We start from the raw sequence: 7495 nt of genomic DNA, 5'->3' as shown, positions 1-7495 counted from the left end.
CATCACTCATCACGGTCTCCTTTCCGAAACCGTGAATCACATCTCAAACCAAATTAATAGGTCCTGAGCCTAGAGCATCGGACCGAAAAGTGGGAACCGGTTTTCGGAAAAATCTGATGCAAAAACAAAAATCTAGAGCATCGTACTGAGGACTGTTTTCAGTCCGATGCTCTAGGCTCAGGACCCGGGTATCGCACACGGAACAGCTGAGCAACGCGGGAAACCGTTGACAATCAAAGCAGTCCAGTTGCAACACGAACGCAACATCGCACGCCGAGCACTGCTTGCTCACCCTGCTCTATCGCATTGCTTTCAATGTGGAAATTTTTGGAGGCCTCGCCCGGAATTGAACCGGGGTACAAGGATTTGCAGTCCTCTGCGTCACCACTCCGCCACGAGGCCTCACGGGCTTGAAATATCAAGCAGTCGCGGTCGTTTAGAATTGTTCGACGGAAAGCGCAAGAGCTTTCGGATTGTGGCTGTGCATTTTTCCCCGCTTTCGTTTCCCGGCCTCCAGTCGGTCTGGAGAACGAGACACGCGCGGCATCACATGCTCGCGGCGGTCGCCGGCGTGGTGAGCGGCACGCCCTGGCCGAGGTCGTTATTGGCGAATTTGACGGCCAGGATGCTGAGAACCGAAGCCAGCATGACGGCAAAGATGATGCGCATGACAATCGTCCTTCTAAAGCACTGCCGGCCGGGCGCCATCGCACCGGCGTCAGACAATGCGGAGAAATCAAAAGCGAACCCTATCGGGGCCTGTAGCCCTGTTAGGGTGGATGCGGTCGCCGCGCGCGGGGCATCGCGCGCAGTCGGCATCATGGCGTTAAGCTCTTCCCGCCATCATGCCGCGCAATCGTGACGCGCGCCCGAGGATGACAGAGCCTGACATCATCTTAGACCGTGCCGGGAGATCCCGGCCGGTTGATGGCCAAGCGTTAACGCCCGGGCAGGAAATTCACAGGATGTTAACAAGTTCCGCGCCCGGCCTGGCATTTCCCCCGGCCTGGCAGTTCCAAAGAGCCCTCGCGCCCCGGCGGACCCGCTCACGCAGACCGTGCGCCACATCCGAACACGTGCTTCATGTGGCGATTGCCGCAGCAAATGTCATCCCCCGGCGGCAGAAGAATGACGGCGGCCCAAAGAAGGATGGGAAGACAGACAACAAAGTCTTGATGGTGCGCGCCGCAGTCTGGCGCATCTGACAGAAAAGTGCGAACCGGTTTTCGGAAAACACCCGATGGAAACGACAGAAATTGAGGGCATGTCGCGCGAAAGTGGAACCGGCTCTGCGATCACGAGAGGCGACAAAACAAGGGCTTAAAGCCCGACGGGCAAAACCGAAGGAGCGTGACGGGTTTTAGCCGAGATCTCCCAGCCGCCCGGACTGGAACAGGATCTCGATCGGGCCGGTCTCGCCGATGGCAGGCTGGACCGGGCGGCGGATGGCGGCGACGCCCTCGTGCCCGGCCGCGAGGCTTTCGGCTCTCGCACAGGCGGACGCCGCATCCGCCATGATCTCCGGCGGTCCGGCGATCACGGCATGGCCGCGCGCATCGCGCGTGAACAGCACCACTTCGTAAACGGCATTGACACCCGGCATGGGTCCCTCCCCCTTGTTCCGGCCCGGCTCAGCAGGCGAAGGCCGGCGCCACCACCAGGCTCGGCGGGGCATTGGCGATAGCGCCGTCATGCGTAACCAGCGCCTCGAGGAAGGTGACGGCATTCTTCAGGCCGTTCATCGTATAGGGCTTCTCGATCGCGCCGATCGCACCGGCGAAATCCTCCGGGATCCGCTTGAGATTGCCGGTGACGAAAACATAGGGAATGCCCTGGTCACGCAAATGCCGGCCGACATCGATGCCGGTCGGACCATCGACCAGGTGAATGTCGACAAAGGCGAAGTCGGGCCGGCAGCGCTCGGCGAGGTGGCGCGCCTCGTCGCTGGCCATGGCATGGCCGACCACCTCATGCCCTGCGCTCTGCAGCTCGCTTTCCAGCTCCAGCGCCAGCAGCGCCTCGTCCTCGACGATCAGGATTTTCAAAACGTCTTCTCCTCCCCGTCGCCGACGAGAAGCGTCACGTCGACCCGGTTGACATTGCCGTCCACACCACGCTCGATCCGCGCGCCAAGCTGTCGGGCGCAGGTCTCCAGCACCAGACGCCCGAATTCCTGCTCCTCGCGATCGACATTGACATCGGCGGGCTCGAGCGTGTCATGCACGCGAATGACGAAATGGCCGTTCAGCCGCTTCACCGTGACATCGATCCGCCCGCCGCCGTCACGCAGGCCCCGGCGCACCGCATCCCCCACCAGCTCGTTGACGATCAAGGCGAGCGGCGAGGCCTTCACGGCCGGCACGAGCACGGGCGACAGATCCAGCTCGACGGTGATATCATCGCGCTTGAGCGCGCTCACCACATCGATGATCAGCTCGCGGGCGAACTCCGCCACATCGAAGCGGGCGACGTCGTCGCTGGTAAAAAGCTTGCGCTGGACGATGCTGAGCGCCTCCACACGGTCGAGAACCGAATGGAGCGTCCCCGCCACCGTCACGTCGGTCGTCAGCCGCGCCTGAAGCTTCAGCAGGGAGGCGATCGTCAGGAGGTTGTTCTTCACCCGGTGATCGACCTCGTGCACGAGCAGGGTCTTGGCATCCAGCGCCATCTTCAGGTCCCGCGTGCGCTCCTCCACCAGCTTCTCGGCCATGCGGCGCGCTTCGGCCAGTTCGGTCTCCTTGTTCTTCACCGTCGTCACATCCAGCTGCGAGGCGAAGAAATAGATCACCTCGTCCTCAGCGTTGCGCACGGGGCTGATGAACAAGGCATTCCAGAAAGTGCTGCCGTCCTTGCGGTAGTTGAGAATATCGACGGAGATGTTTTGCCTGGCGGCGATTGCCGCGCGAATGCGCGCGATGGCCGCCTGATCGCTTCCCGGGCCCTGCAGCATGCGGCAATTGCGGCCGATCAGCTCATCCGTCGAATAGCCGCTGAGCTCGGCGAAGGCGCGGTTGCTGAAGATGATCGGATTATCCGGCTGGCGTGGATCGGTAATGATCATCGGCATGCGCGTGGCCTTGAAGGCCGCGGCGAAGGGATCTTCGGAGGCATGGGAATTCACCAGCCGCTCACCGGCCTCGCGGGCATCCTGCTTGGAGTGACTGTCTTGGTTCATGGACACCGCGCGGTTTCACACTTCCTGTTTCGCATCGCTCAAGCCCCCCCCTTGCACGCTGCCCCGACGGTCCTCCATCGGCGTTCTGCAACGTCCGCTGATCGTGAGAAGGCCAGATCATGGGGGTTCCGGCAAGCGAATGTCGGAGGATCTCCAGAGGAAAACTCCTATCGCCACCGTTGGATGACTGCTATGCGTTTCTCCTGAAAGATAGGCGCCCTTGTGAATGTTCAAGAACACGGATTTTTCCGATTTAGATCTCGCTCAACTGTTTGATGCGGCACCTAATCCCTATGTCATCCTCGATCAGTCATTGACAATCGTCGGGATGAATGCCGCCTATTGCGCGGTGACCATGCGCGGCCGCGACGAGCTGATCGGGCGCAATATCTTCGATGCCTTTCCGAGCGATCCGCAATCGGTCTCCGGACGCCTTCTGCGCAATTCGCTGGAGGCGGTGCTGCGCGATAGCGCGCTCGACCATCTCCCCCTGATTCCCTATCCCATCGCCCGGCCGGACGGCCAGCTCGAAGAGCGCTTCTGGAGTGCCACGCATACGCCGATTGCCGACCGTAGCGGCACCGTGCGCTGGATCCTCCAGCATACGGTGGATGTCACCGAACTGCACCAGCTGCGCCGCACCGCCAGCGCGCTCGGCGTGGAAAGCGATATTCTGGCACGGGCGGATGCAGTGGCCGATGCCAATCTGTCGCTGGGAGCTGAGCGCAGCTATCTGCGCACCCTGTTCGACCAGGCGCCGAGCTTCATGGCCGTGCTTTCGGGGCCGGATCACGTGTTCGACCTGGCGAATTCCGCCTATAGCGCGCTGGTGGGCGGCCGGCCGCTTCTGGGCAAGCCGCTTCTGGAGGCCCTGCCGGAAATCCGCGATCAGGGCTTTATCGCCCTGCTCGACAATGTACGCGCGAGCGGCCATCCCTTCATCGCTCATGGGGCCGAGGTGCAGCTGCATCGCGGCGGCACCATCGAGCGACGCTATCTCGATTTCGTCTATCAGCCCCTGCGCAATGGCGAGGGTGACGTTGCCGGCATCTTCGTGCAGGGCCATGACATTACCGATATGAAACTGGCCCAGCAGTCTGCTCGCGACAGCGAGGCGCGCTTCAGGCTTCTGGCGCAGTCGATCCCCAATCACGCCTGGGCGGCAACGCCCGAAGGCGTGATCGAATGGTGCAACGACCGGGTCTATGAATATTGCGGCCTTTCGGAGCAGGATCTCAAAGGACGCTTTCTCGGCAGCACCGTGCATCACGACGACAGGGACTCGGTGACGCGCATCTGGGATGGCTGCCGCAAAGCCGGTGAGGATTTTCATGCCGAGGTGCGTCTGAGGCGCGCCGATGGCAGCTATCGCTGGCACCTGTCGCGCGCCGTTCCCTCCTATGATGCCGACGGCGCCATCGAGCGCTGGATCGGCACCAATACCGATATCGACGACCAGAAGCAGACCGAGGCGCAGCTCGAACACCTGGCTGAAACGCTGGAGCAGCGCATTGAGGAACGCTCGCACGAGCTGGAGCAGACCCAGAAGGCGCTGCGCCAGAGCCAGAAGATGGAAGCCATCGGCAATCTCGCCGGCGGCATTGCCCATGACTTCAACAATCTGCTCCAGGTGGTCACCGGCAGCCTGGAGCTTCTCGGCAAGCAGTTGCACCAGGACGAACGGGCCATGCGGCGCATCGACAATGCGCTCTCCGCCACGCAGCGCGGCGCGCGGCTGGCGGCACAATTGCTGGCCTTCGGGCGGCGCCAGCCGCTTGCCCCGCGGGTGGTCAATCTGGCCCGCCTGGTGCGCGACACCGACCAGCTGATCCGCCGGGCGATCGGCGAGGCGATCGAGATCGAGAACATCGTCGGCGCCGGCCTGTGGAACACCATGGCCGATCCCACCAATGTCGAGACGGCGCTGCTCAATCTCGCCATCAATGCCCGCGACGCCATGAACGGCAATGGCCGCCTGACGATCGAACTCGCCAATGCCGAGCTGACATCGCACTACGCCCGCACGGACGAAGAGATGGTGCCGGGGCAATATGTCCTGCTGGCTGTCTCCGACACCGGCAGCGGCATTCCCCGGGATATCATCGACCGGGTGTTCGATCCGTTTTTCTCGACCAAGCCTGAAGGCAAGGGCACCGGGCTCGGCCTGTCGATGGTCTATGGCTTCGTCAAGCAGTCGGGCGGACATATCCGCATCTATAGCGAGGTCGACTCAGGCACCTCGGTGAAGATCTATCTGCCGCGCGCCCTTGCGCCGGAAGACGATCTCTCGTCCCCCCAGGTGGAATCGGTCGGCGGCACCGAAACCATTCTGGTCGTCGAGGATGATGACGGCGTGCGCGAGACCACGACCGCACTGCTGCAGGCGCTCGGCTATCGCGTGCTCAAGGCGCGCGATGCGGCTTCCGCCTGGGCACTGATCGAGAGCGGGGTGGCGGTCGATCTGCTTTTCACCGATGTGGTCATGCCAGGGCCGATGAAGAGCACGGAACTGGCCGAGCGCGCCAAATCGGTCATGCCCGGGCTCAAGGTGCTCTTCGCATCGGGCTACACCGAAAATTCGATCGTCCATGGCGGCCGGCTGAAGCGCGACGTGCAGTTCCTGTCCAAGCCCTATAGCGAGGAGCAGATGGCCCGCAAAATCCGGCAGGTCCTGACCGCCTAGAGCATCGGACCGAAAAGTGGGAACCGGTTTTCGGAAAAATCCGATGCAAAAACAAAAGATTAGAGCATCGGACTGCGTGCGATTTGCAGTCTGATGCTCTAGGACTGATCACAGCCGGTCACGACAGGAAACGGCGCTCCTGCATTGGTCAGGACAGCGCCACACCGTGGGTCAGGGCCGGATCGAGGCTGAGGATGAAGCGCATCAGCAATTGCCGGTCGAAATGTCCGCTCTGCTCGGCCATCCAGGTAAGCGCGCGCTGCGAGGACCAGGGCGTGCGATAGGGGCGCAGCGAGGTGATCGCCTCATAGACATCGACAATGGCGGACATGCGCACATGCTGGCCGAGCTCGGCGGCCATGACATGGTCGGGATAGCCCCGCCCGTCCATCCGCTCGTGATGATGGCGACAGATATCCAGAACGATCTGCGGCATGTTGCTCTGCTTCAGCAGGTCATAGCCATAGACGGGATGCTGCATGATGACCTGGCGCTCCTCCTGCGTCAGGGCGCCGGGCTTTTGCAGAACCTGTCGGGGGATCAGCAGCTTGCCGATATCGTGAAGCAGGCCGGCAATGCCCATGATGCGCACGGTCTCGCTGTCGAACCCCATGGCGCGGGAAAAATGGATCAGCAAGGCGGAGACCGCCAGCGAATGCAGATAGGTCGCCTTGTCCTTGCTTTTCAGCCGCGTCATGTCGATCAGGATCACAGGGCTGCGCTCGATCGACTGGCCGAGATTGTCCGCCAGATGAGCGACGTCATCAAGGTCGATCGCCGCGCCGAACCGCACATCGGTAAACAGCGCCTCCAGCTGCTGCGTTGTTTCCGAAATTACCCGCGCAGAGGCATGCCGGGCCTCGTTGACGGAGGGATGCGCTGCGCGCGCACGAAGCGGCGTGCGCCCGCCCACATCCAGCCCGAGCGAGGGATTGATGAACACGCCGGTGATCTGGCTCGACTTCAAGGCCGCAACAGCATTGTCATCCTCCAATAGGAAACGCCGCGCGGAAAAGGGATTGTCCTGCCAAGCCCCCTCCAGAGCCTCAACGAACATGCCGCGACACACCTGATCCTTGGCGATGCGTTTAATCATAGGCTGCAAGTCCAGTGCGAATATCTCAGCTCAATACCGTAAAATCGAAAAGCTTAAAATAGCGAGAAACGCCTATGGCATCCGCAGCGGCTGGCTGGAAAAAAGCTGCGCCTGAAGCCGCGATGCCCCCCGCCGACGCATGATGCTCCCGACCGGCGGCGAGTACCTATGGAAGCGCCCGGCCGCACAAGCGTTACGGCAGTCCCTGTCGAAAGGTGAGCGCGTCGGACTGGAAAACCGTCCACAAACCAAGGCCGCAGCTTTTGCTTCCGCATCGGATCTTTTCCAGAAACCGGTTTCCAGTTTTCGGCCCAACGGCCTGGAGCATTCTGCCAGTCTATGGACTGCGATCGAACGGCGCTTAGAGCATCGGACCGAAAAGTGGGAACCGGTTTTCGGAAAAATCCGATGCAAAAACAAAATTCTAGAGCGTCAGACTGCGTCTGATTTTCAGTCCGACGCTCTAAGGCCTGTTGACAGACGTCAGGCTGGGGCAAGGTTTGTTGCCGAGGGTCTCCTTGTTTGACAGGAGGCTTTGATG

6 protein-coding genes and 1 tRNA gene are annotated in these 7495 nt (G+C 61.6%); 1 reads left to right on the top strand and 6 read right to left on the bottom strand.

Annotation, left to right across the window (positions count from 1 at the left end; all coding sequences use genetic code 11):
- Positions 1 to 328: 328 nt before the first annotated feature.
- The 5 genes from BJF92_RS00135 to BJF92_RS00120 form a co-directional block, all read right to left on the bottom strand.
- Positions 329 to 402, bottom strand: a tRNA-Cys gene (locus BJF92_RS00135).
- Between the two features lie 144 nt (positions 403 to 546).
- A complete protein-coding gene (locus BJF92_RS26230) occupies positions 547 to 669 on the bottom strand; it encodes a hypothetical protein (protein WP_280938367.1) in 123 nt (40 codons plus the stop codon).
- 691 nt (positions 670 to 1360) lie between these two features.
- Positions 1361 to 1603 (bottom strand): hypothetical protein, encoded by a 243-nt coding sequence (locus tag BJF92_RS00130; protein WP_075632768.1) that lies wholly within the window; start codon positions 1601 to 1603, stop codon positions 1361 to 1363.
- Positions 1604 to 1631: 28 nt separating this feature from the next.
- Positions 1632 to 2045, bottom strand: a complete 414-nt coding sequence (locus BJF92_RS00125; protein ID WP_075632767.1) for a response regulator — start codon at positions 2043 to 2045, stop codon at positions 1632 to 1634.
- Positions 2042 to 3175 (bottom strand): PAS domain-containing protein, encoded by a 1134-nt coding sequence (locus BJF92_RS00120; RefSeq protein WP_075632766.1) that lies wholly within the window; start codon positions 3173 to 3175, stop codon positions 2042 to 2044. The genes BJF92_RS00125 and BJF92_RS00120 overlap by 4 nt, the downstream gene beginning before the upstream one ends.
- A 226-nt stretch (positions 3176 to 3401) precedes the next feature.
- On the opposite strand from BJF92_RS00120, the gene BJF92_RS26225 reads away from it, so the two are divergent.
- Entirely contained in the window at positions 3402 to 5858 is a 2457-nt protein-coding gene (locus tag BJF92_RS26225; protein ID WP_075632765.1) for a PAS domain-containing hybrid sensor histidine kinase/response regulator, read from the top strand.
- Positions 5859 to 6006: 148 nt separating this feature from the next.
- Here BJF92_RS26225 and BJF92_RS00110 read toward each other — a convergent pair whose 3' ends face one another.
- Positions 6007 to 6954, bottom strand: a complete 948-nt coding sequence (locus tag BJF92_RS00110; protein WP_075632764.1) for an HD-GYP domain-containing protein — start codon at positions 6952 to 6954, stop codon at positions 6007 to 6009.
- Positions 6955 to 7495: the final 541 nt, after the last annotated feature.

The sequence above is a fragment of the Xaviernesmea rhizosphaerae genome (assembly GCF_001938945.1).
In the GTDB taxonomy this organism is placed as follows: Bacteria; Pseudomonadota; Alphaproteobacteria; order Rhizobiales; family Rhizobiaceae; genus Xaviernesmea; species Xaviernesmea rhizosphaerae.
This window is presented reverse-complemented; position numbering and strand designations above follow the sequence as displayed.

Excerpts from the sequence above, each read along its gene's own strand:
- BJF92_RS26230 (WP_280938367.1), bottom strand. The coding sequence starts at position 669 with ATGCGCATCATCTTTGCCGTCATGCTGGCTTCGGTTCTCAGCATCCTG.
- BJF92_RS00130 (WP_075632768.1), bottom strand. The coding sequence starts at position 1,603 with ATGCCGGGTGTCAATGCCGTTTACGAAGTGGTGCTGTTCACGCGCGAT.
- BJF92_RS00120 (WP_075632766.1), bottom strand. The coding sequence starts at position 3,175 with ATGAACCAAGACAGTCACTCCAAGCAGGATGCCCGCGAGGCCGGTGAG.
- BJF92_RS26225 (WP_075632765.1), top strand. The coding sequence starts at position 3,402 with ATGTTCAAGAACACGGATTTTTCCGATTTAGATCTCGCTCAACTGTTT.
- BJF92_RS00110 (WP_075632764.1), bottom strand. The coding sequence starts at position 6,954 with ATGATTAAACGCATCGCCAAGGATCAGGTGTGTCGCGGCATGTTCGTT.